Source organism: Cupriavidus sp. 01L43 (assembly GCF_056399925.1).
In genome coordinates this window covers 346,221-371,873 of the sequence record NZ_JBFTSH010000004.1, presented here as the reverse complement: position 1 = coordinate 371,873, position 25,653 = coordinate 346,221, and the positions used below count along the sequence as shown (strand labels likewise).

21 protein-coding genes are annotated in these 25,653 nt (G+C 66.8%); 12 read left to right on the top strand and 9 right to left on the bottom strand.

Features of this window, described 5'->3' with window-relative positions:
- The first annotated feature begins 192 nt into the window (after positions 1–192).
- The 6 genes from AC1DP9_RS10500 to AC1DP9_RS10475 all read left to right on the top strand — a co-directional run bounded on the left by AC1DP9_RS10500 (position 193) and on the right by AC1DP9_RS10475 (position 5,564).
- Complete coding sequence (locus AC1DP9_RS10500; RefSeq protein ID WP_092294463.1) at positions 193–696, top strand: hypothetical protein; 504 nt, start codon at positions 193–195, stop codon at positions 694–696.
- Positions 697–837: 141 nt separating this feature from the next.
- Positions 838–2,022, top strand: a complete 1,185-nt coding sequence (locus tag AC1DP9_RS10495) for a cytochrome c oxidase subunit II (protein ID WP_092294465.1) — start codon at positions 838–840, stop codon at positions 2,020–2,022.
- Positions 2,023–2,041: 19 nt separating this feature from the next.
- On the top strand, positions 2,042–3,796 hold the full coding sequence (gene ctaD / locus AC1DP9_RS10490) for a cytochrome c oxidase subunit I (protein ID WP_092294467.1): 1,755 nt from the start codon (positions 2,042–2,044) through the stop codon (positions 3,794–3,796).
- Positions 3,793–4,461, top strand: a complete 669-nt coding sequence (locus tag AC1DP9_RS10485; RefSeq protein ID WP_092294469.1) for a cytochrome c oxidase subunit 3 family protein — start codon at positions 3,793–3,795, stop codon at positions 4,459–4,461. The genes ctaD and AC1DP9_RS10485 overlap by 4 nt, the downstream gene beginning before the upstream one ends.
- 18 nt (positions 4,462–4,479) lie before the next feature.
- Positions 4,480–5,202, top strand: coding sequence for a heme-copper oxidase subunit III family protein (locus AC1DP9_RS10480; RefSeq protein ID WP_477107287.1), 723 nt, complete (start codon positions 4,480–4,482; stop codon positions 5,200–5,202).
- An 8-nt stretch (positions 5,203–5,210) separates the two neighbouring features.
- Positions 5,211–5,564 carry a cytochrome C oxidase subunit IV family protein gene (locus AC1DP9_RS10475; RefSeq protein WP_092294473.1) on the top strand — a complete coding sequence of 118 codons (354 nt, stop codon included), beginning with the start codon at positions 5,211–5,213 and terminating at the stop codon, positions 5,562–5,564.
- A 93-nt stretch (positions 5,565–5,657) separates the two neighbouring features.
- Here AC1DP9_RS10475 and AC1DP9_RS10470 read toward each other — a convergent pair whose 3' ends face one another.
- Complete coding sequence (locus AC1DP9_RS10470) at positions 5,658–7,085, bottom strand: NAD-dependent succinate-semialdehyde dehydrogenase (RefSeq protein ID WP_092294475.1); 1,428 nt, start codon at positions 7,083–7,085, stop codon at positions 5,658–5,660.
- Between the two features lie 159 nt (positions 7,086–7,244).
- Between AC1DP9_RS10470 and AC1DP9_RS10465 the strand changes: the two genes are divergently transcribed.
- From AC1DP9_RS10465 to AC1DP9_RS10450, 4 genes are all read left to right on the top strand, one after another.
- Positions 7,245–8,702 (top strand): MATE family efflux transporter, encoded by a 1,458-nt coding sequence (locus tag AC1DP9_RS10465; protein ID WP_477105300.1) that lies wholly within the window; start codon positions 7,245–7,247, stop codon positions 8,700–8,702.
- A 412-nt stretch (positions 8,703–9,114) separates the two neighbouring features.
- On the top strand, positions 9,115–9,576 hold the full coding sequence (locus AC1DP9_RS10460; RefSeq protein ID WP_092294478.1) for a tripartite tricarboxylate transporter TctB family protein: 462 nt from the start codon (positions 9,115–9,117) through the stop codon (positions 9,574–9,576).
- 13 nt (positions 9,577–9,589) lie between these two features.
- A complete protein-coding gene (locus AC1DP9_RS10455) occupies positions 9,590–11,092 on the top strand; it encodes a tripartite tricarboxylate transporter permease (RefSeq protein ID WP_092294480.1) in 1,503 nt (500 codons plus the stop codon).
- Between the two features lie 113 nt (positions 11,093–11,205).
- Positions 11,206–11,529 (top strand): helix-turn-helix transcriptional regulator, encoded by a 324-nt coding sequence (locus tag AC1DP9_RS10450; protein ID WP_092294482.1) that lies wholly within the window; start codon positions 11,206–11,208, stop codon positions 11,527–11,529.
- Between the two features lie 49 nt (positions 11,530–11,578).
- Here the strand turns inward: AC1DP9_RS10450 and AC1DP9_RS10445 are convergent, their stop codons facing one another.
- The 8 genes from AC1DP9_RS10445 to AC1DP9_RS10410 form a co-directional block, all read right to left on the bottom strand.
- On the bottom strand, positions 11,579–12,358 hold the full coding sequence (locus AC1DP9_RS10445; protein ID WP_092294484.1) for a DUF4397 domain-containing protein: 780 nt from the start codon (positions 12,356–12,358) through the stop codon (positions 11,579–11,581).
- Between the two features lie 420 nt (positions 12,359–12,778).
- Entirely contained in the window at positions 12,779–13,813 is a 1,035-nt protein-coding gene (locus tag AC1DP9_RS10440) for a diguanylate cyclase domain-containing protein (RefSeq protein WP_477107286.1), read from the bottom strand.
- Between the two features lie 2 nt (positions 13,814–13,815).
- Positions 13,816–14,856 (bottom strand): chemotaxis response regulator protein-glutamate methylesterase, encoded by a 1,041-nt coding sequence (gene cheB, locus AC1DP9_RS10435; RefSeq protein WP_441643781.1) that lies wholly within the window; start codon positions 14,854–14,856, stop codon positions 13,816–13,818.
- Positions 14,853–17,126 carry a response regulator gene (locus tag AC1DP9_RS10430; RefSeq protein ID WP_477107285.1) on the bottom strand — a complete coding sequence of 758 codons (2,274 nt, stop codon included), beginning with the start codon at positions 17,124–17,126 and terminating at the stop codon, positions 14,853–14,855. Before AC1DP9_RS10430 ends, cheB begins: the two co-directional genes overlap by 4 nt.
- A complete protein-coding gene (locus tag AC1DP9_RS10425; RefSeq protein WP_477107284.1) occupies positions 17,123–17,803 on the bottom strand; it encodes a chemotaxis protein CheW in 681 nt (226 codons plus the stop codon). Before AC1DP9_RS10425 ends, AC1DP9_RS10430 begins: the two co-directional genes overlap by 4 nt.
- Complete coding sequence (locus tag AC1DP9_RS10420) at positions 17,796–19,079, bottom strand: CheR family methyltransferase (RefSeq protein ID WP_477107283.1); 1,284 nt, start codon at positions 19,077–19,079, stop codon at positions 17,796–17,798. Before AC1DP9_RS10420 ends, AC1DP9_RS10425 begins: the two co-directional genes overlap by 8 nt.
- Positions 19,076–19,546: a chemotaxis protein CheW gene (locus tag AC1DP9_RS10415; RefSeq protein ID WP_441592845.1), complete on the bottom strand. Its 471-nt coding sequence runs from the start codon at positions 19,544–19,546 to the stop codon at positions 19,076–19,078. The genes AC1DP9_RS10420 and AC1DP9_RS10415 overlap by 4 nt, the downstream gene beginning before the upstream one ends.
- A gap of 30 nt (positions 19,547–19,576) precedes the next feature.
- The gene (locus AC1DP9_RS10410) at positions 19,577–21,196 is read right to left on the bottom strand and encodes a methyl-accepting chemotaxis protein (protein WP_441592844.1); all 1,620 of its coding nucleotides are present in this window, start codon (positions 21,194–21,196) and stop codon (positions 19,577–19,579) included.
- Positions 21,197–21,483: 287 nt separating this feature from the next.
- Here AC1DP9_RS10410 and AC1DP9_RS10405 point away from each other — a divergent pair, with 287 nt between their 5' ends.
- Both AC1DP9_RS10405 and AC1DP9_RS10400 read left to right on the top strand, forming a co-directional pair.
- Entirely contained in the window at positions 21,484–22,809 is a 1,326-nt protein-coding gene (locus AC1DP9_RS10405; protein ID WP_092294498.1) for a putative bifunctional diguanylate cyclase/phosphodiesterase, read from the top strand.
- A 216-nt stretch (positions 22,810–23,025) separates the two neighbouring features.
- Entirely contained in the window at positions 23,026–25,608 is a 2,583-nt protein-coding gene (locus AC1DP9_RS10400) for a DUF6600 domain-containing protein (RefSeq protein WP_477107282.1), read from the top strand.
- Positions 25,609–25,653 lie beyond the last annotated feature (45 nt).

Genomic DNA, 25,653 nt, shown 5'->3' with positions numbered 1-25,653 from the left:
TTTGAAACGTGCGTGCAGTGCACGCGACACCCCAGGTATCTCCCAAGAGACTTTGCCCGCCCCAAGGTACGCATATCGGCACGGGCGGCTGCTACGCGTGGGCGCGTGTCCTATGCTGGACTCAGCGCACACCCCGGCGCTGCCGGGCGCTGCGCGTTGGATCGGAATCAATGTTCGACGTAGGAGGACGCCATGGAACTTCACATGCAATCGCACCATTACGTGCGCCGCTTGCCAGACTGGACAGCGGCTGCCGTATCGGGACTCGCAGCCGGCGCGCTGCTGATCGTGCTCGAAATGTTCTGGTCGACGATGGTATCGGGGGTCCATCCATGGGGCACCACGCGCATGATCGCTGCCATCGTGCTGGGGCGGGACGTGCTGCAGACCTCGCTGTTCAGCGTGGGCACGGTGGCCGTGGCCGTCATCATTCACTTCGTGCTGGGCGCGATACTTGGCATGGTGCTGTGCGCGCTCATCGCACCGTTCCAGCTTGACTCGAGCGTGGGCATGTCGATGCTGGCCGGCGCCGTGTTCGGGCTGGTGGTCTACCTGTTCAACTTCTATGTCATGACGCGAGCCTTTCCGTGGTTCGTGGATGCGCGCGGCTGGCACACGCTGATCGGGCACCTGGTTTTCGGCATGGCCATCGCGCTCTGCTACTGGAAGCTGGAGAGCCGCGACGTATCGCACTAGATCCCTGGCGCGTTTGTGCATCGCCGCACGACGACGCGGCGATGTCGCCTTGCAGTGACCTGAGCCCATGCACTAGTCTTATTCCACCTGCGTGACCTGCGCATCCCTCGCGGTACTGCCTCCGCGTGGAGGAGGGTGGATATGGCGATAGCCATCGCACTCGTCGTCATCGTCGTTGCTTCGGTGCTCTTTCATTTCGTGAGCCCGTGGTGGGCGACGCCGCTCGCGTCCAACTGGAAACAGATGGACGATACGTTGACCATTACGCTGGTCATCACGGGCTTTCTCTTCATCGTCATCAACCTGTTCGTCGGCTACATCGTGTGGCGCTACCGCCATCGCGAGGGGCATCGCGCCGCCTATCAGCCGGAGAACCGCAAGCTGGAGCTATGGCTGATCGGGCTCACGGGCATCGGCATCATTGCGATGCTGGCGCCGGGGCTGATCGTCTACGCCGACTACGTGCGGCCGCCGCGCGACGCGATGGTGGTGGAGGTGGTAGGCCAGCAGTGGCAATGGGCATTTCGCTTTCCCGGGAAGAGCGGGCAACTCGGTACATCCGATGCGCGCTTCGTCACGGCGTCCAATCCGCTCGGGATCAACCCGGACGATCCGCGCGGGCAGGACAACATCGTGGTGGTGGGGCCCGAGGTGCATCTGCCGCTGAACCGGCCGGTGAAGGTGCTGCTGCGCTCGAAGGATGTGCTGCACGATTTCTACGTACCGCCGATTCGCGCGCGCATGAACATGGTGCCGGGCATGGTCACCTCGTTCTGGTTCACGCCAACGCAGGTCGGCAAGTTCGACATCCTCTGCGCGCAGCTGTGTGGCGTGGGGCACTACAACATGCGCGGCCACATGGTCGTGGAGGATCAGGCTTCGTTCGACGCGTGGCTCGCCAAGCAGCAGACCTTCGCGATGACGATGGCCAAGACCGCGCCGCCGATCGCCGCGGCGCCGGGCACGGCGGCAACGCCCACGCCGGAGACTACAGTGGCCTCCGGCACCGACCTCGTCGAGCAGGGCCGCGCGCTGGCGCAGAGCAAGGGCTGCGTGGCGTGCCACAGCGTGGACGGCAAGCCCGGCGTGGGGCCGACGTGGAAGGGGCTGTACGGCAGCACGCAGACGTTTGCCGATGGCAGCAGTGCCTCGGTGGATGACGCGTTCCTGAAGACCGAGATCGTCGATCCGCACGCGCGGCTGGTCAAGGGTTTCGGGCCGCTGATGCCGCCATTGCCGGTCACCGATGCGGAAATCGCCGCGCTGACCGCCTATATCCGTTCGCTCGGCAGCGGCGCGGCCGCCGCGCCGCAGGCGGGCAAGTAACGCGCGGGAGGAGGATGAGATGGCTTACGCCGATGATGCCCACCACGGCCCGCAAACCTTCGGGGCGCGCTACATCTGGAGCCAGGACCACAAGGTGATCGCGGTGCAGTACACCATCGTCGCGATCATCGTGGGGCTGGTCGGCGTCGCGCTGTCCAACCTCATGCGGATGCAGCTGGGCTTCCCGGGCAAGTTCGATTTCATCGACGCCAACCGCTATTACCAGTTCGTCACCATGCACGGCATGATCATGGTGATCTACCTGCTGACGGCGCTGTTCCTGGGTGGCTTTGGCAACTACCTGATCCCGTTGATGGTGGGCGCACGTGACATGGTGTTCCCCTTCCTCAACATGCTCAGCTTCTGGGTCTATTTCCTGTCGGTGATCGTGCTGCTGGCGAGCTTCTTCGTGCCGGGCGGGCCCACAGGTGCAGGCTGGACGCTCTACCCGCCGCAGGCCATCCTGCCCGGCACGCCTGGCTATGACTGGGGCATCATCCTGATGCTGGTGTCGCTGCTGATCTTCATCGTCGCGGCCACGATGGGCGGCCTGAACTACGTGACCACCGTGCTCCAGGCGCGCACCGAGGGCATGACGCTGCTGCGCATGCCGCTCGCCGTGTGGGGCATCTTCATGGCGACCATCCTCGCGCTGCTGGCGTTTCCGGCGCTGTTCGTCTCGGGCGTGATGATGTTGCTCGACAAGACGCTGCACACGAGTTTCTTCATGCCGGCGATGGTGTCGATGGGGCAGCAGCTCGACTACAAGGGCGGCAGCCCGTTGCTGTTCCAGCACCTGTTCTGGTTCTTCGGGCATCCCGAGGTCTATATCGTGGCGCTCCCGGCGTTCGGCATCGTCTCGGACCTCGTCAGCGTGCATTCGCGCAAGAGCATCTTCGGCTATCGCACGATGGTGTGGGCCATCCTCGCCATCGGCCTGCTTTCCGTGGTGGTGTGGGCGCACCATATGTTCGTCAGCGGCATGAATCCGTACTTCGGCTTCTTCTTCGCCACGACCACGCTGATCATCGCGGTGCCGACGGCCATCAAGGTCTACAACTGGGTCATCACGCTGTGGCGCGGCGATATCCACTTCTCGGTGCCGATGCTGTTTGCGATTGCCTTTATCAGCACCTTCGTGATCGGCGGGCTGACCGGCCTGTTCCTCGGCAATGTCAGCGTGGACATCCCGCTGTCCAACACCTATTTCGTGGTCGCGCACTTCCACATGGTGATGGGCGTGTCGCCGATCCTGGTGGTGTTTGGCGGCCTCTATCACTGGTATCCCAAGGTGACCGGGCGCATGCTCAACGACACGCTGGGCCATATCCACTTCTGGGTCACCTTCATCGGCACCTACGCCATCTTCTTCCCGATGCACTACCTGGGCGTGCTGGGCATGCCGCGCCGCTACTACGCGTTCGACAACTACAGCTTCATTCCCGAGTCGGCGCACGTGATGAATATGTATATCTCGATCGCCGCGTTCGTGGTGGCCTTCGCACAGTTGCTGTTCGTCTTCAATCTCGCATGGAGCGTGCGGCACGGACGGCCCTCCGGCTCGAATCCCTGGCGCGCGGCATCGCTGGAATGGCAGACGCCGGAGACGCCACCCGTGCATGGCAACTGGGGGCCGCACCAGCCGGTGGTCTATCGCTGGGCCTATGCATACAGCGTGCCGGATGCGCCCGAGGACTTCATCGCCCAGAACGCGCCGCCTGAGGCCGGTGGGCATGAGCCCGAGCCATACGAAAGCAAGGGGGCCGTGGCATGAACGCCGAGTCGATCGCCACGCAAGCGCCGTCAGGCGTGTTCCGGGTCTCACGCGAGGGGCCGAACGGCGGCCCCGGCGGGGGCGGCGCCATGCACGACCGCGAGGTGCGCGCGCCCGGCAGCGTTGGCCTGTGGGCGTTTATTGGTGTCGTTACGTCGCTGTTCTCGCTGTTTCTCGTCGCCTTTGCAATGCGGATGGATAGCCCGGACTGGCATCGCGTGGCGCTGCCCTGGCAGGTGTGGCTGTCCACGGGACTGCTGGCTGCAGCCAGCGTGGCAATGCAGGTTTCCACGCGTGCCGCGCGGGCGGGTCAGATGGAGCGGGCGCGCAGGGCACTGCGCCTGGGCGGTCTTGGCGCTGCGGCCTTTGTGGCGTCGCAGCTCTGGGCCTGGCAGGCGCTGTACGCGCTGCACGTGGTGCCGGCCAATAATCCGGCCGGCAGCTTCTTCTACCTGCTCACGGCCATGCATGGCCTGCACGTGGTGGGCGGGCTGGTCGCGTTCGCGTACGTGGCGATGGATCGCGGCAGCGGCACGCGCACCGTGACGCGTATCGGCCTGTGCACCCGGTACTGGCATTTCCTGCTGGCGCTGTGGATTGTGTTGCTAGGGGCGCTGGGCTGGCTGACGCCCGAGATCGTTCGCTACATCTGTGGCACCGCCTAGCGGAGAGGGGGAATACCGATGACCTCGCAAGTTTCGTCGCCCACATCGCCGGCTTCACCCACGCCGCCGGCGCACGGCATGGCGGACCATCTGCCGTCCGGCATGAAGGGCCTGCTCGCGGACTGGTCATCGGACCAGATGGCCTTCAAGGTGTCGTGGGGCAAGGCCATGATGTGGATCTTCCTGCTGTCCGACACCTTCATCTTCAGTTGCTTCCTGACCGGCTACATGACCGTGCGGATGTCGACGACGGTGCCGTGGCCCAATCCGAGCGAGGTGTTCGCGCTGGAGATTGCCGGCCGGCAAGTGCCGCTGATCCTGATCGCCATCATGACGTTCGTGCTGATCACGAGTAGCGGCACCATGGCGATGGCCGTCAACTTCGCCTACCGGCGCCAGCGCCGCGAGTGCGCAATGTTGATGCTGGCCACGGCGCTCCTCGGAGCATCGTTCGTCGGCATGCAGGCGTTCGAATGGTCGAAGCTGATCCACGAAGGCGTGCGGCCGTGGGGCAACCCGATGGGCGCGGCGCAGTTCGGATCGACGTTCTTCATGATTACCGGCTTCCACGGCTTTCACGTGTCGTGTGGTGTGATCTACCTGCTCGTCATCGCCAACAAGGTGCGGCAGGGGCACTACGACGTGACGGGCAACTACCAGCCCGTGGAGATCGCCGGGCTGTACTGGCACTTCGTGGACCTGGTCTGGGTCTTTATCTTCGCGCTGTTCTATCTCTGGTGAGGCTGGCCATGGCATCGACTCCCACCGCTCCCGATCCGGCCATCGAACCCTCGTCGCATGGCGGGCAGGCCCATCCGATCGGCCTGTACCTGAAGGTCTGGATCCTGTTGTTCATCCTGTCGACGATGTCGTACATGGTGGACTACTTCCACGTGCAAGGCTTCCTGCGCTGGGCGCTGATCCTGATCTTCATGGGGCTGAAGGCGGGGCTGATCGTCGCCGTGTTCATGCACATGGCGTGGGAGCGCATGGCACTGATCTGCGCCATCCTGCTGCCGCCGCTGTGCCTGCTGGTGCTGGTATGGCTGATGGCGGAAGAGGCCGACTACACGTTCCTGACGCGGGGGGTGTTTTTCAAGTAGGGAAGGGCACCTGGATGATCGGTTGCAAAACAAAGGCTGGGTTTCCCCGGCCTTTGTTCTCAGCTTGCGGACGACGCGCGCCCGCTCTTACGCTCAAATCTGCGTAATAAACTTCGTCACCAGATACCCGTCGAACGTCTCCATCCCGCCTTCGCTGCCGATGCCGGAGTCCTTGATGCCGCCGAACGGTGTTTCGGACAGGGCCATGCCGAAGTGGTTGATGTTGACCATGCCGGCTTCCAGGCCGTTGGAGACCAGGTGGGCCGTCTTCAGCGAATTGGTGAAGACGTACGAGGCCAGGCCGAAGGGCAGGCTGTTGGCGCGGCGCAGGACTTCCTCGGCGTCCTTGAAGCGCGTGACCGGCGCTACCGGGCCGAACGGCTCGTCCACCATCAGCTTGGCGTCGTCGGGCAGGTCCGTCACCACGGTCGGGGCGAAGAAGAAGCCCTTGTCGCCGATGCGTGCGCCGCCGGCCACGATCTTGCCGCCGCGGTGGTTGGCATCGTCGAGGAACTGTTCCATCGATGCGATGCGCCGCTCGTGTGCGAGCGGGCCCATTTGCGTGCCATCGTCGAGGCCGTTGCCGACCTTGATCGAACCGATCACCTCGGTGAAGCGCGCCAGGAACTTGTCGTAGGCTTTTTCCTGAACGTAGAAGCGCGTCGGGGAGACGCACACCTGGCCGGCGTTGCGCAGCTTGAAGCGCGCCAGCATCTCGGCTGCCGGTTCGATGTCGGCATCGTCGAAGACGAGCACTGGCGAGTGACCGCCCAGTTCCATCGTCACACGCTTCATATGCGCGCCGGCCAGCGCGGCCAGCTGCTTGCCCACCGGCACGGAGCCCGTGAACGAGATCTTGCGCACGATCGGCGATTCGATCAGGTAGGTCGACACCTCGCTCGGCACGCCCCAGACGATGTTCAGCACCCCCGGGGGCAGGCCGGCGTCATGGAACAGGCGCGCCAGCGCCACTACGGCACTCGGCGAATCCTCCGGGCCCTTCAGGATCAGCGTGCAGCCGGCGCCCAGCGCCGCCACGATCTTGCGGATGGCCTGGTTGAACGGGAAGTTCCACGGCGTGAAGGCGGCGCAGACGCCAATCGGCTCCCGCACGACGATCTGGCGCACGGCCGGGTTGCGCGGCGGAATCACGCGGCCGTAGATCCGGCGGGCTTCCTCGGCATGCCATTCGGCGTGCTCGGCGCAGATCATCACTTCGCCCACGGCCTCGGCCAGCGGTTTGCCCTGGTCCAGCGTGATGTCGCGGCCGATTTCCTTGGCGCGCTGACGCGTCAGTTCTGCCACGCGGCGCAGGATCGCGGAGCGCTCCAGCGGCGAGGTCTTCTTCCACGTCTCGAAAGCGCGCTGCGCCGCGGCCAGGGCGCGATCAAGGTCGCCGCGCGTGGCGTGGGGCAGCTTGCCAAGGACTTCCTGGGTCGCCGGGTTGATGACATCCTGCTCGCGCCGGTCGCCTCCCTTGATGAATTCCCCATCAATATAGAGGGCGAGATCCTGGTACATGCGTGTCTCCTGAGTCGGTCGGGTCGAGAAACCGCAAGCTTAACGCGTCGGACCGGAACGCGCACGGGGTCGTAGTGGCCGATAATCGGCCACTTGCCCGCGGGAATCCACGCTAGACTGGCGGACCCGAGATGCCGCACATCGTCCCAACCGCCCTCCATGAAGCCAGACGCCAGACTGACCACGGGCCCGATCGGCCGCACGCTGTTGCTGTTCTCGCTGCCCGTGCTGGGCAGCAACATCCTTCAGTCGTTGAACGCGTCGATCAACTCGGTCTGGGTGGGCCGCTACCTCGGCGAGGCCGCGCTGACAGCCACGTCCAACGCCAATATCATCCTGTTCTTCCTGCTTGGCGTGGTGTTCGGCATCAGCATGGCCAACACGATCATGATTGGCCAGGCCGTGGGCGCCCGGAATATCGACGAAGCGCGCCGCGTGGTCGGCACCGGCACGACGTTCTTCGTGGGCCTGTCGATCCTGGCGGCGGTGCTCGGTTTCGTCTTCACGCCACACATCCTCGCGGCGATGCATACGCCCGACGATGCCGCGCCACTGGCGGTGATCTACCTGCGCATCATCTTCGTGGCGCTGCCGTTCATGTACTTCTACAACTTCGTGATGATGACGCTGCGCGGGGCAGGGGACTCGCGCACGCCGTTCTATTTCATGCTGTTGTCGGTGGTGCTCGACGTGGTGCTGAACCCGGTGCTGATCTTTGGCGTCGGGCCGTTGCCGGCGCTCGGCATCGCAGGCTCCGCGCTGGCTACGCTGATCGCCCAGCTGGTGAGCCTCGTGGCGATGATCGCGGTGCTGTACCGGCGACGCCATTTCCTGCTGCTGCACAAGGAGCAACTGGCGCTGCTGTGGCCCGATCCGGCAATTCTCCGTGCGCTGGTGGCGAAGGGCTTGCCGATGGGCCTGCAGATGGTGGTGATCTCATCGTCCGCGATTGTCATGATGTCGCTGGTCAACACCTATGGCTCGCAGACCACGGCGGCCTACGGCGTGGCCTCTCAGCTGTGGACTTACGTGCAGATGCCGGCCCTGGCCGTAGGCGCCAGCGTGTCGTCGATGGTCGCGCAGAATGTCGGTGCGGGCCTATGGCCGCGCGTGGCCCGTATCACGCGCATGGGTCTGCTGTTCAATCTGGTGATGACCGGGGCGATTGTGGGGCTGATCTACCTGTTCAACCGGCATTCGCTTGGCATCTTCCTGGGCGATGACAGCACGGCAATCGGCATCGCCCAGCACATCAACCGCGTGGTGCTGTGGTCGTTCATCCTGTTCGGCTTCACCATCGTCGTGTTCGGCACGGTGCGCGCCACCGGGGCGGTCATGGCGCCGCTCGTCATCCTGTTCGTGTCGATGTGGGGGATACGGCTGCCGTTCGCATGGCTGCTGGAGCCGCATATCGGCGCGGAGTCGATCTGGTGGAGCTTCCCGGTTGGTTCGATCGTGTCCGTGGCGCTGGCCTTTGCCTACTACCGCTTCGGCAACTGGAAGCGCAGCCACATCATGCCTGCCGAGCCGCATGCGGAGGCCGTCGGCCTCGCGCCCGATACCAGCATGGGCACGCCTTGCGAAGACGCCGATACCACAACGGCGCCCGCGCGGTGATCGGATGACAGGTGAGTGCGCTTTCACCTGAGAGACATTTGAGTCGCCGCGCGCACCGCAGTGCAGCAATGTAAGGCATTCGAAAGCCACGCCTTCCCCAAATATCAGAACGCCGCTTCATGCGGCGTTCTTTGCTTTCAGTCCCCTTTCCCCCAGCCTTTCAGTTGACTTTCACGCGCTGTCGATCATATCGATTAAATACATCACAACATGATGTATTGGAGTCGACCCACTTCTGATAACGGAATCAGGAATTACCCTGAAGCCAGACAAATGAAAGGCGCCTGAAAGATCGCGTCTCTACTGTTCGCTCCGTCGCATCGGATGCTTTGCCTGTCATGCATCCGCAGTGCGGGCGCCAGAGCCGGCGTGCCGCGCGGTACCGATTTTCACCACTTTGAGGAGATTCATTTTGCGCATACGCAGCCAAAAGGACTTTGCCTCCGGCCTGATGTTCGTCCTGGTCGGCCTGGGCTTTTCCTTCGTCGCGCGCGGCTATTCCATGGGAACGGCGGCGAAGATGGGGCCAGGATATTTTCCGTTCCTGCTCGGACTCGTGCTCGCCCTGCTGGGCGCGATCGTGACGGTGGGTTCGCTCTCGACGAAGGGCGAAGACGACCAGCTCGCGCGCTGGGACCTCAAGACGCTGTTGTGGATTCTCGGTTCCGTGGTGCTGTTCGGCCTGTTGCTCAAGCCGCTCGGCATGGTGTTGTCGGTCTTTGTGCTGGTGCTGGTCTCGTCGATGGCGAGCCATGAGTTCAGCTGGAAGGGCGCACTCCTGAACGGCGTGGTGCTCGTGCTGATCAGCCTGGGCGCGTTCGTGTACGGCATCAACCTGCAGATGCCGGTGTGGCCTGCCTTCATTACCGGCTAAGGAGCCCGTCCAAATGGAATTGTTCGATCACCTTGCCCTGGGCTTCTCCACGGCATTGTCCCTGCAGAACCTCGCGTACGCCTTCCTCGGGTGCGTGCTGGGGACGCTGATTGGCGTGCTGCCGGGCCTCGGCCCTCTCGCCACCATCGCCATGCTGCTGCCGGTCACGTACACGCTGCCCCCGGTGGCTGCGCTGATCATGCTGGCTGGTATTTACTACGGCGCCCAGTACGGCGGTTCCACCACCGCCATTCTGGTGAACCTGCCCGGTGAGTCGTCGTCGGTGGTGACCACCATCGATGGCTATCAGATGGCGCGGCGCGGCCGTGCTGGCGTGGCGCTGGCCACTGCCGGTCTCGGTTCGTTCTTCGCTGGTTGCGTGGCTACGCTGATTCTGGCGGCTTTCGCAACGCCGCTGTCGGAACTGGCATTCAAGTTCGGCCCCGCCGAGTACTTCTCGCTGATGGTGCTGGGCCTGATCGGTGCCGTGGTGCTGGCCTCGGGCTCGCTGCCGAAGGCCGTGTCGATGATCGTGCTGGGTCTGCTGCTGGGCCTGATCGGTACCGACGTGAACTCGGGTGCCGCGCGCTTCTCGTTCGACGTGCCTGAGCTGACCGACGGCATCGACTTCGTCGCACTGGCCATGGGTATGTTCGGCTTCGCGGAAATCATCGCGAACCTGGAACAGAAGGAAGCCCGCGAGACGTTCACGAACAAGGTGACGAACCTGTTCCCGACCAAGGAAGACTTCCGACGCATGATCCCGGCGGTGCTGCGTGGCACGGCCCTGGGCTCGGCGCTGGGTATCCTCCCGGGCGGCGGTGCGGCACTGGCTTCCTTCGCAGCCTACTCGCTCGAGAAGAAGACCTCGAAGTACGCGCATGAATTCGGCAAGGGCGCCATCGAAGGCGTGGCGGGTCCGGAATCGGCCAATAACGCCGCGGCACAGACCTCCTTCATCCCGCTGCTGACGCTGGGCATTCCGCCTAACGCCGTGATGGCGCTGATGGTGGGCGCGATGACCATCCACAACATCCAGCCCGGCCCGCAGGTGATGACCAGCAACCCGGCGCTGTTCTGGGGCCTGATCGCCTCGATGTGGATCGGTAACCTGATGCTGATCATCCTGAACCTGCCGATGATCGGTATCTGGGTGAAGCTGCTGACCGTGCCGTATCGCTTCCTGTACCCGGCGATTCTCGTGTTCTGCGGCATTGGCGTGTACTCGGTCAACAACCAGACGTTCGACGTGTTCATGGCGGCTGGCTTCGGCGTGATCGGCTATCTGTTCCTGAAACTCAAGTGCGAACCGGCCCCGCTGCTGCTCGGCTTCGTGCTGGGACCGATGATGGAAGAGAACTTCCGCCGCTCGCTGCTGCTGTCGCGTGGTGACTTCACCGTATTCGTGACGCGTCCGCTGTCGATGGGCCTGCTGATTGCTGCTGCCGCACTGGTGGCCGTGGTGGCACTGCCGTCGATCAAGGCCAAGCGCGAGGAAGCGTTCCAGGAGGAATAGCGCTCCGTGGCGCTCTCCTGAGCAACACCGGCTTTTGCCGGGCACACAACGCAAGCTTTCGGGGTGCCTCGTGCACCCCGTTTTTTTAAGGACTTTCCAAAGCGACTGCGCCCATGATCACGCCTTCGCTCGACCGGGTCGTTTCGCGGCTCTACATCCTCAAACTCGTCCAGGCCAGCCCCTCTACCGTCTTCAGTCTGATGGAGCGGCTGCGCGAGCGCGGCATCGACAAGAACATCCGCGCACTGCGGCCCATTCTGCGCAGCCTGATGATCGCTCGCTCGATCACGGCGGAACTCGTGGAAGGTAACGGCCGCGTCTATACCATCACCGACAGCGGTCGCGCCGAACTGGACGCGTACCTCTCGCACCTCGACGTACTCAAGTCCGACCTGCCTGGCGCAGGCAACCACGCGCAAAAGAAAGACGCCGCCTGAAGCGGCGGCGTCCTGGCCCGAGGAGAGGGCTCTTGCTATGTAGCGGGGCTTACTGCTGGCTGACCAGTTCCTGCGCCGTGGCGTTGCTCGTGCTGCTCTGTGCCACCAGGACCTTGATCTTGTTCGGCACCACGGCTCCGAAGCCGTCGGCCGGGATCGTGGTAATCAGCCAGTCGTCGTTCTTGTTCACGGTCAGCGCGCCCGAATCGAAGATCACGGTCTTGGTACCGGCCGCGGTCACGCGCAGGCGATAGGTGCCGCCATCCACATAGATCGAATCCTGACCCGAAGCCGGCACCGCATTCTTATAGCTGATGGCGGCGATCGTCGGGTTCACGGCGGCGATGTCCTGCGCCGGCGTGGTCAGGTACATGTCCACGTTCTGCGCATTGATCGAGGCGTTCAGACCACGAATACGGGCGGAGGTGTCCAGCAGGCCCTTGCCGTACGGATCGTCGATCTGCAGCACGTCGGCGGCCGTTGTGCCAGGCAGCGCCACCACGGTGTACTTGTGGCCGGTGTGCGCCGAAACCGTGGTCGCACCGATCTGCGTGGACGTGTTGGCCAGGTTGAACGCGAACAGGTTATTACCTTCCTCGACGTTGAAATAGCCCGAGACTGTCTTGTAGGGGATGTTCCTCAGCGAGGTCAGCGCGCCGTTCTGCAGCACGTCGACGTTGGGGCCGGCCGTCACGGCGTGGATGACGCGCACCGAGGGCTTGCTCAGGCCCACGCGGTCGTCGATGCCGTCATCGCCGCCACCGCATGCTGCCAGGACTGCCGTGGTCGCGAGCGCCAGGCCCAGAATGATGTTCCGCTTGATTTCCATGGTTCTTCACCTCTTTTACGTTGGGATCATTGGGGCGCGCGACACGCACACGACCTCACACCGACCCAATGCGCCGGTGCTCTCTCGAATGGCGATGGTGGCGTGCCGCGCGGGCAATCGTTACTGTTGCTGCTGGCAGCCGTTGCGTGAATGCGCTTGCCTGATGCAACGATAGACATGCGGGGAGAGGGGAGACAGCCGGGCGACTCCGATATCAATGTCGGAGAATTCCCACAGTTCGGTTACAAAGCTGATACAAGTACACGTTGTGTCGCGCGCATCGAGCATGGGGAATGCCGCGCGAAGACATGGCGCGGCACGTGGTCCAAAAGGGTGAGGTAGTTCTTACACGGCGCTATGCGTTGTCGGCCGTGGGGCAAGAGGGGTGGCACGCGGCGCGGTGCCGCGCGCGGGAAATACTTACACCATCACGACCTGATTGCGGCCATTGCGCTTGGCCTGATAGAGGCCGGTATCCGCTGCCTGCACGAGGCGGCTGGCATCGCCAGTTTCATCGGGCACGATCACCGCGCCGCCGATGCTGATGGTCACCACGCCACTGGTGGGCGACCCGCTGTGCGGAATCTGCAGCGACTCGATCGCGCGCCGCACCTTCTCCGCGAGCAACCTTGCACCGCCCGCCGAGGTGGCCGGCAGGATCATCGAGAACTCCTCGCCCCCAAAACGCGCGGGCAGGTCAGCCGGCCGCGCGCAGTTGTCGCGGATCACGCCCGCCACGCGGCGCAGCACCTCGTCGCCGGCCACGTGGCCGTAGGTGTCGTTGTAGGCCTTGAAGGCATCCACGTCGATCATCAGCAGTGCGAGTTGCGTCTGCTCGCGCTGTGCGCGCCGCCACTCGGCGCCGAGGTACTCGTCGAAATAGCGGCGGTTCGAGAGCCCGGTCAGGCCGTCGGAGTTGGTCAGCCGCTGCAGTTCGAGGTTGGTTTCGAGCAACTGCTGCTGGCTCTGCCGGAGTGCCCGATACGCTTCGTCGCGCTGCAACAGGTTCAGGTAGGAGCGCGAGTGATAGCGGATGCGCGCCACGAGTTCGATGGTGTCCGGCAGCTTCACGAGATAGTCGTTGGCGCCAGCCGCGAACGCGGCGCTCTTCATCGTCGCCTCTTCCTTGGTGGAGAGCACGATGATGGGGATGTCGCGCGTGCCCGGGTTCTCCCGATAGCGCCGCACAAGCGTCAGGCCGTCGGTGCCCGGCATCACCAGGTCCTGCAGGATGACGGTTGGCTGCGTGCGCTCCGCCACGGCCACGGCCTCGTCCGGCTGCGCGCAGTAGTGGAAGTCGATGTCGGGCTCGCCGGCCAGCGCGCGGCGCACCGCTTCGCCGATGATGGCCTGGTCGTCGACCAGCAGCACCATCGCCATGTATTCGTTGTTGGCGCCTTTTGTGCTGTTCGCGCTATTTGCCGCCGCATCGGCTTGAGGTTTAGATCTTGGCATTTTCATGCATCCTGTGCTTTGTTCTTGTTCTGGTGGCCGCCGCCGCACGCCTTCACCAGCCGCGCGGCAATCCGCGGCAGCGGCAGGATCTCGACGGCGGCGTCCAGCGCCGCGGCTGCCTTGGGCATGCCGTACACCGCGCTGGTGGCCTGGTCCTGCGCAATGGTGAGGTAGCCACGGTCGCGCATCGCCTTGAGGCCGAGGGCACCGTCGCGGCCCATGCCGGTGAGCAGCACGCCGACCGCCTCGCCGCGCCAGTGCTCCACCACCGATTCGAAGAACACGTCGATGGAAGGCCGGTACAAGTAATCGCCCGGCTCCGGGGTGTAGGCCATCCGCGCGGCATGTATCAACCGCAGATGATCGTTCGTGCCCGCCAGGACCACGGTGCCGATTCGCGGCCGCTCGCCGGCGCGCGCGATGCCCACCGGCAGCGCGCACTGGGCGTTGAGCCACTCGGCCATGCCGGGCGCGAACGCCTCGTCCACGTGCTGCACGGCGACCACCGCCGCGCCGAAGTCAGCCGGCAGCGCGCCCAGCAACGTGGCCAGTGCAGCCGGCCCGCCTGCCGAGGCGCCAATCGCCACCAGGCGCGGCGCGGCCGGCGTAGGCGTGGCGGCAGTCAGGGAATGCGATGCGATGGCGCGGCCATTCAGCAGCCGGGCGATGTTGCGGAGCTTGCGCAGCAGCGGCCCCGCCGCGAGTTGCGCGTCCGGTTCGGTCAGGGTGGGCGTGTCCACCGCATCGATCGCGCCGTGACCCATCGCGGCGAACACCTGGTCCGCGTTGCGCCCGAGATCCATCGTCACCACGACGATCGCGCACGGCGTGGCGGCCATGATGCGCCGTGTGGCTTCCACGCCATCCATGACCGGCATCAGCAGGTCCATCAGGATCAGGTCGGGCGTTTGCGTGGCCGCCATGCGTATGGCCTGCTCGCCATCGCCGGCCACCCAGATGATCTCGTGCGTGGCATCGAGCGCGATGGCGCGCCGCAGCGCCGCCACGGCCAGCGAAGAATCATTGACGATACCGATCTTCATGCACGTGCCTCGCCGATGAGATCCAGCACGGCGTCCAGCAAGGCCGTGTCATGGAAACTGCCTTTGGCCAGATAATAGTCCGCGCCAGCCTGCAACCCGCGTTCGCGATCCTGCTCGCGGTCCTTGTACGACACGATCATCACCGGCAACTGCCGCAGGCGCGGCTCCTCGCGGATGCGGGTGACCAGTTCGATGCCGTCCATGCGCGGCATGTCCACGTCCGTGATGACGAGGTCGAAGGGCTCCGCGCGCAGGACGTTCCAGCCATCCATGCCGTCCACGGCCACGGCCACATCGTAGCCACGCCCGGCCAGCAGCTTGCGCTCCAGTTCGCGCACGGTCAGGGAATCGTCGACCACCAGCACCCGCTTGCGGCGGACGTCGGCAGTACCGGCGCCGGCCTGGCGCACGCGCTCGATCCGGCCATCCGACACGAGTTTCTCGACCGAGCGCAGCATGTCCTCGACATCGAAGATCAGGACGGGCGTGCCGTCGTCGGTCAGGCTGCCCGCCGCGATGTCCTTGATCTTGCCCAGCGCCTGCGCCAGCGGCTGCACCACCAGCATGCGTTCGCCCAGCAGGCGGTCCACGGCAATGCCGTAGACGCGATCCTGCTCGCCGATGATGACTACTGGCACGGTGTCGGCGTCCGGGGTGGCGGTCTTGGGCCGTTGCAGCAGTTGCGCCGCGCTGACGAGGCCTACGGGCCGGCCGTCATGGCGGAAGTGCTGGTGCTGTTCCACCTGCTCGATCTCGTCCCGGCGCACCGCCACGGCACGCATGACGTGCCCGAGCGGGAAGGCATAGGCTTCGCCGGCGACTTCTACCAGCAGCGTGCGCACGACGGACAGCGTAAGCGGCAATTCGAGATGGAAGTGGAGCCCGCTGCCGGGCTGCTGCGAGAGCCGCAGGCTGCCGCGCACGGCGCGCACCATGTCCTGCACCGCATCCAGCCCGACGCCACGCCCCGAGACATGAGACACCGTCTCGCGCAGGCTGAAGCCGGGCAGCAGCAGGAATTCGAGCAGTTCCGTCTCGGACATCCGCGCCGCCGTCTCGGGCTGCGCCAGGCTGCGGCGCACGATGGCCTCGCGCAACGCGCCGAAGTCCACGCCGGCCCCATCGTCGAAGATCTCGATGACAAGCCGCCCGGCGTTATGGCGTGCGTGCAGCGAGATGCGTCCTTCCTCGGGCTTGCCGGCGGCACGGCGCACTTCGGGCGGCTCGATGCCGTGATCCACCGCATTGCGCAGCAGGTGGGCCAGCGGGGCGTCGAGCTGTTCGAGGATGTCGCGGTCCACCTGGGTCTGTTCGCCCGCCAGCGCCAGATGCACGGGCTTACCGAGCGCGCGGCCGAGGTCGCGCACCATGCGCGAATAGCCCATGATGCCGTCCGAGAGCGGTCGCATGCGACAGGACAGCGCGGTGTCGTAAAGCTGGCGCGACAGCCGGCTCGCCCGATGATCGTACTGGTCGATCTCCTCCACGCGCTGCGAAAGCTGGCCGTGGCTGTCCTCAAGCAACTGGCGCGCTTCGGCCAGCGCGGCGCGCAGCCGTGGCACGGTACCGTCGGCACTGGCCAGCAGGGCCTGGATGCCTTCCAGCGCCTGGAGCGCGCGCATTTGCTGGCGCCGCGCCTGCTGCATGGCGCCGCCGAACGGGCGCAGCCAGTGCGTCTCCACCATGGATTCGCCGGCCAAGGCCAGCAGCCGGTCCAGCCGGTCCGCGTTGACGCGCAGCATGCGTTCCTGCGGGTCGGCGGCGGCCGTGGCCTGAGGGGCGGGCGGGACTTCGGGGGGAAGAACCTCGGGCGTTACTGCGGATACCGCCGGCATCCGCGCGGGGGCCGGCTCCAGTTCAGTGCCGTCGAGCAGCGCGTTGAGGTGCGCGACGCAGGCGTCGATCTCGGCCAGTCCTTCCCGCTCGGGCCAGTCGAGCGCGCCGCCCGGGGGATGGCCGATCCGCTGCAGCAGGTCGGTGCCCTGCAGCAGGGCGTCGATATGGGACGGCGTCAGCAGCAGGCCGCCACGCTGCGCGGCGACGAGGCAGTCTTCCATCACATGCGCCACGCGCACGCCGCCATCCAGCCCGACGATGCGCGCTGCACCCTTGAGCGAGTGGGCGGCGCGCATGCACGATTCCAGGTGCGTGGCCGCCGCAGGCTCGCGTTCGAGCGCCAGCAGGCCCGCGTTCAGGATTTCCGCCTGCGCGTCCGCCTCCAGCGCGAACAGTTCGAGCATCGAGGCATCGCGGAGCTGTTCGGGGTTCATGACAGGCTCCGCGACAGCGCCTGCCGGAGCAGGTCGGCATCGAGCAGGCCGACCGTGTGGCCGTCATGCTCGAACAGGGCGCGCGTGTAGTGCGCGGAGGCGCGGGCGAGCGTAGCCGGTAGCGGCAGCAGCGCGGCGTGGGGCACGTGCTGCACGCCTGCCACTTCGGCCACAGGCAGCGCAATGGCATTGCGCCCCTGGCCCAGCATCAGGAACCGTCCCGCGCGGCTGGTATCGGCCGCCGTGCCGCCGAACAGCAGCGCCAGCGACACGCAGGTCAGCAGCGCCCCGCGCACCGATGCCACGCCAACCAGCGCCGCGTGGCGGCGGTGCGGCAGCGAGTGGATCGGCGCGGGCGCGGTGACTTCGCCGAGCACGGCGGTCGGCAGCGCGAGCCATTCATCGCCCACGCGGAAGACCACGCAAGACTGCCCTGCGGCACGGTCGACATGGAACGCACTCCTGGTAGGTTGATCGAGCGTGGCGGCATCCACAAGGTCGTCGACGGCCAGCGCGTCGAGCAGCGCCGTGGCGGCTTGCGCGTAGGTCGGGCAGTTGCGGCAGTGGACGTGCGTCGCCAGCAGCGGGCACGAGGCGTCGCCGGACACGCCGATGCGCCGCCAGCAATCGTCGATGGCCGCAAGGTTCGGCAGCAGGGTGGCGGAGGTTTCAACCATGGCTCATGCGGGCGTGACGTTGGGCGCGTTCGCGCAGGCGCGCGGCACCGCCGGCGTCGCCCTCGCTATCGAGCAGGGCGGCAAGGTGGTAGAGGGCTTCCTCGTGGCCGGGATCGAGGTACACCGCCTTGCGGTAGGCGGCATGCGCATCGGCGACGTGGCCGGCGGCGTCGTGCAGCACGCCGAGCAGGCAGTAGGCGTTGGCGGATGGGCCGCGCTGTGTCAGGTATTGCTCGCACGCGACGGTGGCGTCGGCCACATCGCCACGGTCAGCCATGGCAGCAATCTCCGCGAGCGCATCGCCGCCGGCTTGCTGCGCGGGCGGGCGCGCGTGCGTGGCGGCGGGCGGCGCGGCGCGCAACGCGGGGGCCGGCTGGGGCCGGCGCGCGGGAGCGGCGGGGGAAGCCGGCAGCGGCGCACGGGGTAAGGCCGATGCCAACGACGCCGGCACGTCCCGCACGGGCGGGCGCACCGCGTGGGGATGGAAGGCGAAGGCGAGCGGCACCCCGGCGCCGGCGAGCCCTTCGCGCGTCAGCAGGCTGGCTTCGGCCGGGCCGACGAAGATCAGGCCGTCCGGGCGCGCCAGGCGCACCAGCGCCTGCGCCGCGCGGCGCTGCGTGTCCGGATCGAAATAGATCAGCAGGTTGCGGCAGAACACCAGGTGGTAGGGCGGCTCGGCGGCGAGCAGGGACGGATCGAGGAGATTCCCCGGCAGCAGCCGGACCTGCGCCCGCACGTTATCGGCAATCTGGTAACCCGCTGCCACCGGTGTGAAATAGCGCCCGCGGAAGTCCAGCGGCCGGCCCCGGAACGCGTTGTTGCCATAGTGGCCGGCGCGCGCGCGCTCCAGCGCCCGGGCGCTGACATCCACGGCATCCACGCGAAACCGTTCGGGCGGCACGCCGGCGTCCAGCAGCGCCATGACGATGGAGTACGGCTCCTCGCCGGTGGAGCAGGGCACGCTCAGCACGCGCAGCATCGGCACACCATCGCCGAAGATGCGGTGGGCGGCAAAGCTCGCCATGGCCAGCAGCGCTTCACGATGGCGGAAGAACCAGGTTTCGGGCACCACTACGGCTTCGATCAGCGCCTGCAGCTCGTCTGGCACCGCGTGCAGCACGTTCCAGTAGTTGCCGAGATCGGCGGCGCCCACGGCGATCTGACGTTCCAGCACGGCGCGCGCGATGGTGCCGGCGCCGATGGCGCCCGCATCGAGCCCGATGCGTTCTTTCAGCAACACTTCGATGGGCGTGAGCGGGTGCGGGGCGTCGGTCATGCCGGGGCTGGATCGGGAAACAGCAGGTCGTGCACGGCATCGGGCAGCAGCGCGCCCACGCGCACCCATTGCACGAGGCCGCGCGCGTCGTGCAGCACGGGCCCGAGGTAGCGCACCGGGGCAGGGTCGATGCCGCCGTCGACGAAGGCGGCGGGATCGGCGCGCAGGGTTTCCGTGGCGTATTCGAGCCGCAGGCCGAGCAGGCGGGCGGGTTGATCGTGGGTTGTGCGGCGATAGTGCACCAGCACGGTCCGCGTGCTCCGGCGCGCCACGGCGGGCGTGCCCGTGGCCAGCGCCGGGATGTCGATCACCGGCACCGGCTGGCCATGACGCACCATCAGCCCGGCGACCCATGCCGGCGCCCCCGGAATCTGCTTGAGCGTGGTCAGCGGCAGCACCTCGGCCACCTCGGCGGTATCGAGCGCGTAGTGGTCAGGACCGATGCGGAACAGCAGGAAGAGGGCCATGGCGGGACATGCGCGTCGCGGAGCCCGCGCTCACACCTTGAAGCGGGAGACGCCGCTGCGCAGTTCGTTGGCCACGAGGGTCAGCTCGTCGATGGCCTGGCTCGACTGGCGCAGCGACTCCACGGTCTGCTGCGCGGCTTCGGACAGCTGCATCAGCGCCTGGTTGATCTGTTCGGCGCCGCCGGCCTGCGCCTGCATGCCCTCGTTCACCATCTGCACGCGCGGCGCCAGCGACTGCACCTGGCCGATGATCTGGGAAAGCTGGTCGCCCACCTGGGTCACCTCGGACATGCCCCGGCGCACTTCCTCCGAGAACTTGTCCATGCCCATCACCCCGGCCGAGACGGCCGACTGGATCTCGCGCACCATCTGCTCGATATCGTAGGTGGCCACGGCGGTCTGGTCCGCCAGACGCCGGATCTCGGTCGCCACCACGGAAAAGCCGCGCCCGTACTCGCCGGCCTTCTCGGCCTCGATGGCGGCGTTCAGGGACAGCAGGTTGGTCTGGTCCGCCACGCGGGCGATGGTGGTCACCACCTGATTGATATTGCCGGCGCGCTCGTTGAGCGTGGCCAGCCGGGCGTTGACCGAGCCGGCGGCCTCCATCACATGGTGCATGGTCGCCTCCATGCGCGACAGCCCGACCTGCCCGGTGCCCGCCAGCCCGGCGGTCTGCTCGGCGGCATGGGAGACTTCGCCCATTGTCCGCACGAGGTCACGCGAAGTGGCCGAGATCTCGCGCGAGGTAGCGCCGATCTGGGTCGTGGTGGCGGCGGTCTCGGTGGCCGTGGCCTGCTGCTGGCGGGCGGTGGCGGCGATCTCGTTGACCGACGTGGTGACCTGGATCGCCGAGCGCTGCGCCTGCCCGACCAGCGTGGTCAGTTCGCCGGACATCTGATTGAAGCCTTCCTCGACGGCCAGGAATTCGTCGCGCCGCCCCAGCGCCATGCGCTGGCGCAGGTCGCCGCCGCGCATGCCGGTCAGCAGCGAGACGATGCCGCCCATCGGCACGGTAATCGAACGCAGCAGCAGGTAGCCGCAGACCGCGGCCACTACCACCGCCAGCGTCAGCGCCACCTCGATACTCTTCTTGGCGCCATCCACGGCCTTGCTGATGTCGGTGGCGGCGCCGCTCGCGATGGCGTTGTTGTCGTCGACCAGGGATTGCAGCGCCTTGCGGCCGTCGAGCCAGACGTCGTGGGCCTGCCCGCGCAGGGCGGTCTCGGCGGTGGCGGTGTCGCGCCATTTGGTCGGGTCGAGGTAAAGTTGCGCAGCCTGGTCGTATCGTGCGTGAAGTTCCTTGAACGCCGCGAAACGGGCGCGATCGTCCGCGCGGACGATGGATGCTTCATACAGCTGTTCCATGCGGTGGAAACGCTGGGTGGCGTCCTGGTGCTGGGCCAGCAGGCGGTTGCGCGCGCCGGCGTCGTCGGTGGTCACGATCTGCCAGGCCAGCACGTAGAACTCGCCCCAGATGCCGCGCATGCCCGCGCTGTAGTTCAGGCCGGGCAGGGCATCGTTGCGCATGACATCGCTTTCATGCTCGATGGCGGACAGGCGGTTATAGGCGACCACGCCCATCAGCGCCATGACAAGGAGAATGAGGCTGAAACTCGCCAGGATGCGCGAGCGAATGGTCCAGTTGTTCACGGTCGGGTCCGCGTTGGTCTGCTTGAATGAGCCGCTGGCAGGATTCGCGGCGGGGCGCTATCCACCGGAAGGCGGATGGCCTTGCGGGTGCGGCAGGCGTTTGCGGCGTAGGGTACTGTAAGCGCCCGGCGCTGACAACGTGGGAGGGTGCCGGGCAGCCGCCCGCCAGCCCGCGCCGTTGCGCGGTTGCGCCGCATTTCTGTACCGCTTGATTTTTCCATGGTTTTCGTCACACTTGCCAAATAGCTTGAGCGGGACATATGTTCATCACAACTGATAGGGCAGGGATGGTGGCCAGGTCGGAGGTACAGGCGACTGGCGCCTTGCCGCCGGCGGATCTCGATCCGCTGACCGGCGTGGTCGCTCGCCAGGCATACTTGACGCGACTGGAGGCGCGCCTGCGCAGCGAGGCGCCGCCACGCTTTGCTTTGCTGCTGGTGGGCATCGACGACTTTCGCGCCTTCAACGACATGCACGGGCATGCCGAGGGCGACGCCATTCTCCAGGGCGTGGCCCGGCGGCTGGCCGACGCCTCCCCGCGCGACGCCATCATCGGCCGCGTGGGCAGCGACGAGTTCGGCGTGCTGCTGACCTCCATTTCGGACCCGACGCTGGTGCGCCACGTGAGCGCCGCCATCCTGTCGATGCTGTCCGCCCCCTATGAAATGAACGGCCGCCGGCACCATGTGCTGGCCAGTATCGGCGCCTGCGTGATGCCGGCCGGCGGCGAGAATTCGTCCGATGTCCTGGCGGCGGCCAGCCTGGCGCTGGCCCGGGCCAAGCACGACGGCGGCCGGACCATCCGCTTCTTCAAGCCGCAGATGCGCACCGACGTGACCACGCGGCTGTCGCTGGTGCAGGCGCTGCGCGAGGCCTATGCCCAGCGCCAGTTCGAGTTGCTCTATCAACCCCAGGTGGATCTGCGCGATGGCCGCGTGGTGGGCGCCGAGGCGCTGATGCGCTGGCGCCACCCGACGCTGGGCCTGCTGACGCCCGCCGCTTTCATCGACGCCCTGGCGGCCAGCAGCGTGGCCGGCGACGTGGGCATGTGGCTGCTGCATACCGCCTGCGCCCAGGCGCGGGCGTGGTCGCTGACCTTCGCCGAACCGCCGCGCGTGGCCATCAACCTGTTCGCCGCCCAGCTATCGGAAAGCCGGCTGCTGACCGAGGTGCGCCACGTGCTGCGCGCGCTGGAGCTGCCGGCGAAGCTGCTGGAGATCGAAATCACCGAGACCATCGCCCTGCAGCAGGGCGACGATGTCTCCGACCAGCTCCAGGCCCTGCGCCGGGACGGCGTGACGCTGACCTGCGACGATTTCGGCACCGGCTACGCCTCCCTGAGCTTCCTGAAGACGTTCCCCGTGGACCGGCTCAAGATCGACCAGTCCTTTATCCGCAACGTCACCCACGACGATGTGGACGCCGCCATCGTCCGCTCGGTCATCAATGTGGGCGAAAGCCTGCGCATCGGCGTGGTGGCGGAAGGCGTGGAGACCGCCGAGCAGCGCGATTTCCTGCTCGCCAACCGCTGCATCGAGGCCCAAGGCTACTTCTATGGCCGCCCGATGCCGCCTGACCGGCTGACCGACTTCCTGCGCAACCAGCCGCGCTGAGCGTTTATGCTGCGTCGCAGCAAACCGGTCGTCCTGTCAGCATCTGCAAGACTTGTTTCCGCGCATATCCGCCCGACCTCAGGACGGCGCGGGGGAAATATGTGCTTACAAAGTCAGGTCCGCAAGTCGCGTTCCCTGCCGTTATCCGATATACGGTGACATTACGGCGACGCCCGCCAAACGCGGTGGGTGTCCGGAACAGAGATGATTTGCACGATGCAACCCCTTAATCGCCTGGCGATTGCCCTGGCTGCCGCGCTGGCGGCGCACGGCCTGATGGCGCAGGCCCAGGATTACGCACCGCCCGGCTATGCGCAGGGCGCCCCGGACGGCTCCGTCCTCGGTAATCCCGACGCCGTGGCGCCGAACGGGCAATATGCCGATCCGTCATCCCGGATCGCCACCCTGACCGATGCAGCCGGCGGCATCAGCTTCGCGCCGGCCGGCTCGGACGAATGGGCGGCCATCGGCCTGAACCGGCCCGTGACCACCGGCGACCGGCTCTGGGTCGATCCGGGCGGCCGGGCCGAAGTCCATGCCGGCACCACCACGGTGCGGCTGGGCGGCGGCACGGCCGCCAGCATCCTCAACCTCGACGACGACACCACGCAGGTCAAGCTCACGCAAGGCTCGCTGCAACTGCGCGTACGCGCCCTGCCGCAGGGCCAGCAGGTGGAAGTCGATACGCCCAACCTCGCCTTCGTGCCCAATGAACCGGGCGATTATCGGATCGACGTCTCGCCCGATGGCAGCACCACGCTGGTCAGCATGCGCCACGGCAGCGCAGTCGTGTATGGGGATTCGCGCTCGGTCGAGCTGTCGCGCGGCCAGCGTATGCGCTTTGCCGGCACCGACCTTGCCGATGCCGGCGCGGGCGCGTACCCGCCGCCGGACGGCCTCGACCAATGGACCGCCGCCCGTGACGCCCGCGAGGACCAGTCCGTCGCCGCGCGCTATGTGCCGCGCGAGATGACCGGCTACGCCGCGCTGGATGACTATGGCGACTGGCAGCAGGACGCCGGCTACGGCGCGGTGTGGTTCCCGCGCGCGGTGCCGAGCGGCTGGGCGCCGTACAGCACGGGGCACTGGGCCTGGGTGGCGCCATGGGGCTGGACCTGGATCGATGACGCGCCGTGGGGCTTCGCCCCGTCGCACTATGGCCGCTGGTCCCATTTCGGCAACCGCTGGGGCTGGGTGCCCGGCCCGGCCAGCGTGCGCCCGTACTACGCGCCGGCCGTGGTCGGCTTTATCGGCGGCAGCGCGGCCACTATCCGGATTGGCGGCGGCCCCGGGGTCGCCTGGTACCCGCTCGGGCCGCGCGATGTCTACCGGCCGGGCTATCGGGCCAGCCAGAACTATGTCTCGCGGATTAACTACGCCCCGATCCACCACTATGGGCGGGGCGGTGACGGCCGTGACCGCGACCGGGAGCGCTGGATCAATCGCAACGTGCCGGGCGCCATCACGGGCATGCCGTCGCGCAATTTCGTCGAAGGCCGGCCTGTGCCGCGCGGGTCCCACCACGACGCGTGGCGGACCTTGCCGGTGGGCGAGGGCCGGGGCGCGCCGCCGATGGCGCCAGTCAAGCGTAGTTATCTAGGCGAGGCGCCGACGCGTGCGCTGCCGCCGATGGCGCGGCAGGGGTTCGAGCGGCAGGCCATCGCCACGCACCTGCCGGGCCGTCCGGCGTTCGACGACCGGCGCCCGGGGCGCCCGCCGTCGCAACAGGCGGGGCAGGCCGATAGAGGTGATAGAGGTGATAGAGGTGATCGCGGTGACCGAGGAGGGCCGGGTGGCCAAGGTGGACAGGGCCGGCCGGACGTGCGCCTGACCGAGGCCGCGCTGGCCGCCCGCCATCGGGGCGGCGATCCGAGCCGTGACGGCGCGCCGCGCGGCTTCGTGAACCCGGTGCAGGGTGGCGCCCAGCGTCCCGACGACAATCCGCGCGACAACGGCAGGAACTGGAGCACACGCCCGGACCAGATGCGCGGCGTGCCGCCCGAGGCCCAACGCCAGCAACAGGCCGTGCAGCGCCAGCAGTTCGAGCAACAACGGCAGTTGGGCGAGCAGCAGCGGCAATCGGCCGATTTCCAGCAACGCCAGCAGCAGGCGCTACAGAATCAGCGCCAGGAGCAGCAGCGGCAATTGCAGGAGCAGCAGCGCCAGGGGCAGGATCTGCAGCGGCGCCAGCAGTACGACCAGCAGCGTATGGCGCAGGAGCAGCAGCGCCAGCTTCAGGACCAGCAGCGCGAAGCGACCCAGCGCCGTCAGTTCGACCAGCAGCGGGCGCAGCAGGAGCAGCAGCGCCAGCAGCAGGACCAGCAGCGCGAGGCGATGCAGCGCCACCAGTTCGACCAGCAACGGGCGCAGCAGGAGCAACAGCGCCAGCAGCAGGATCAGCAGCGGCAGCAGCGCCAGCAGTTCGAGCAGCAACGCGCGCAGCAGGAGCAGCAACGCCAGCAGATGGAACACCAGCGGGCCGCGCAGGAGCAACAGCGCCAGCAGATGGAGCACCAGCGCCAGGCTGCGCAACAGCAGCGGCAGGCGCAGGAGCAGCAGCGCGCGCAGCAGGACCAGCAGCGCCAGCAGATGGAGCAGCAGCGTCAGGCCCAGCAGCAGCGGCAGGCCCAGGACCAGCAGCAACGGGCGCAGCAGCAACAGCAACAGCAGCAGGAACGCCAGCGGCAGTTCCAGCAGCAACAGCAGCAGCAACAACAGCGCGGCCAGAATGAGCCGGGTGACCGGGGCGGCCACGGCAACCGCGGGGCGATGCAGGCGCGCAACGACGATCGGCGCTAACGCGCGCGACGCGCACCAAAGACAAAGGGCGTCCGGAGCCACCGG

Coding starts and splice junctions, on each gene's coding strand:
- AC1DP9_RS10455 (WP_092294480.1), top strand. CDS start 9,590: ATGGAATTGTTCGATCACCTTGCCCTGGGCTTCTCCACGGCATTGTCC.
- AC1DP9_RS10440 (WP_477107286.1), bottom strand. CDS start 13,813: ATGCCAAGATCTAAACCTCAAGCCGATGCGGCGGCAAATAGCGCGAAC.
- AC1DP9_RS10420 (WP_477107283.1), bottom strand. CDS start 19,079: ATGACCGACGCCCCGCACCCGCTCACGCCCATCGAAGTGTTGCTGAAA.
- AC1DP9_RS10470 (WP_092294475.1), bottom strand. CDS start 7,085: ATGTACCAGGATCTCGCCCTCTATATTGATGGGGAATTCATCAAGGGA.
- AC1DP9_RS10400 (WP_477107282.1), top strand. CDS start 23,026: ATGCAACCCCTTAATCGCCTGGCGATTGCCCTGGCTGCCGCGCTGGCG.
- AC1DP9_RS10425 (WP_477107284.1), bottom strand. CDS start 17,803: ATGGTTGAAACCTCCGCCACCCTGCTGCCGAACCTTGCGGCCATCGAC.
- AC1DP9_RS10450 (WP_092294482.1), top strand. CDS start 11,206: ATGATCACGCCTTCGCTCGACCGGGTCGTTTCGCGGCTCTACATCCTC.
- AC1DP9_RS10475 (WP_092294473.1), top strand. CDS start 5,211: ATGGCATCGACTCCCACCGCTCCCGATCCGGCCATCGAACCCTCGTCG.
- AC1DP9_RS10495 (WP_092294465.1), top strand. CDS start 838: ATGGCGATAGCCATCGCACTCGTCGTCATCGTCGTTGCTTCGGTGCTC.
- cheB (WP_441643781.1), bottom strand. CDS start 14,856: ATGAAGATCGGTATCGTCAATGATTCTTCGCTGGCCGTGGCGGCGCTG.
- AC1DP9_RS10465 (WP_477105300.1), top strand. CDS start 7,245: ATGAAGCCAGACGCCAGACTGACCACGGGCCCGATCGGCCGCACGCTG.
- AC1DP9_RS10500 (WP_092294463.1), top strand. CDS start 193: ATGGAACTTCACATGCAATCGCACCATTACGTGCGCCGCTTGCCAGAC.
- AC1DP9_RS10405 (WP_092294498.1), top strand. CDS start 21,484: ATGGTGGCCAGGTCGGAGGTACAGGCGACTGGCGCCTTGCCGCCGGCG.
- AC1DP9_RS10430 (WP_477107285.1), bottom strand. CDS start 17,126: ATGAACCCCGAACAGCTCCGCGATGCCTCGATGCTCGAACTGTTCGCG.
- AC1DP9_RS10485 (WP_092294469.1), top strand. CDS start 3,793: ATGAACGCCGAGTCGATCGCCACGCAAGCGCCGTCAGGCGTGTTCCGG.
- AC1DP9_RS10480 (WP_477107287.1), top strand. CDS start 4,480: ATGACCTCGCAAGTTTCGTCGCCCACATCGCCGGCTTCACCCACGCCG.
- AC1DP9_RS10445 (WP_092294484.1), bottom strand. CDS start 12,358: ATGGAAATCAAGCGGAACATCATTCTGGGCCTGGCGCTCGCGACCACG.
- AC1DP9_RS10415 (WP_441592845.1), bottom strand. CDS start 19,546: ATGGCCCTCTTCCTGCTGTTCCGCATCGGTCCTGACCACTACGCGCTC.
- ctaD (WP_092294467.1), top strand. CDS start 2,042: ATGGCTTACGCCGATGATGCCCACCACGGCCCGCAAACCTTCGGGGCG.